Source organism: Shewanella sp. 5_MG-2023 (assembly GCF_030547465.1).
In the GTDB taxonomy this organism is placed as follows: Bacteria; Pseudomonadota; Gammaproteobacteria; order Enterobacterales; family Shewanellaceae; genus Shewanella.
Genome location: NZ_JAUORC010000086.1, coordinates 1 through 828, shown reverse-complemented (window position 1 = coordinate 828; position 828 = coordinate 1). Strand labels below are relative to the sequence as shown.

The 828-nt window shown below is 40.1% G+C and carries 1 protein-coding gene; it reads right to left on the bottom strand.

The window, feature by feature from the left end:
* Positions 1–71: 71 nt before the first annotated feature.
* Complete coding sequence (locus tag Q4557_RS19780) at positions 72–671, bottom strand: CPBP family intramembrane glutamic endopeptidase (RefSeq protein WP_303415049.1); 600 nt, start codon at positions 669–671, stop codon at positions 72–74.
* Between the last annotated feature and the right edge of the window lie 157 nt (positions 672–828).

Below are 828 nucleotides of genomic sequence, written 5' to 3'. Positions count from 1 at the left end.
ATAAAGGTATCACTCGGGCTTGTTCAACACTTGGGATAAGGACGCGGCTACGCGCGGCCTATCCTTATCTGTTAGGTGCGCTCTTTCAAATAGCCCAACTTATTTAATACTGCTGACTTTATTAAGCCTGGTTCGATTAATCCAGTAACTATTGTGTGTGCGATAATGCAAAGAGCTAAATTTCTATCGCTCATTATGTAGATAAGCGCAAGACCAGAACCTAGAAAAAAAGTATAAAATGTAGCATTTATAGCTGCTGATAAAGCCTTGCCGCCCCATACTAAGTGTGCAACTCCAAATGCGATACCAGAAATAATTATTTGAGTGAAATTACTAAAGCCTTCTTCTTGAAGGTAATCCATTAATATTTTACGAAATAGTATTTCTTCAAAAAAACCAGAAACTAAAGCACCTAGTAGAGCTAAATATTTTAGTTTATTAAACTTAAACATATGCTCGCGTACATTGGAGATACTTGCGGCCCCCCAAGCATATGAGATAACAACTAAAGCTGCTATGCCCCACGACAGTATGCCTACACTTGATAATGTCGCGAAACCAATGGAGCCAAAGAAATTATCTGACGTAATAATCCAGTAAAGTAAAATTCCTCCTTGTACTAGAATAATTGATGAGATTATCTTTAAAGTTTGCTTGTCAGCAGATTGCATGAGACCTCCTTGTGCACCTAACGATTTAGTTCACGAGCCGAAGGTCTCGTGTAACGGCTTGTTCTTTACTTTCGGAGAGAGAGGGTTATCGCTACTCAATCCGTGAGTTCATATTCCATGCCCTTGGGGCTTAATTGATGCCCCCTGCGGCGTGAGG

Bases quoted from the DNA above. Each gene is read 5' to 3' on its own strand.
- Q4557_RS19780 (WP_303415049.1), bottom strand. From the start codon at position 671: ATGCAATCTGCTGACAAGCAAACTTTAAAGATAATCTCATCAATTATT.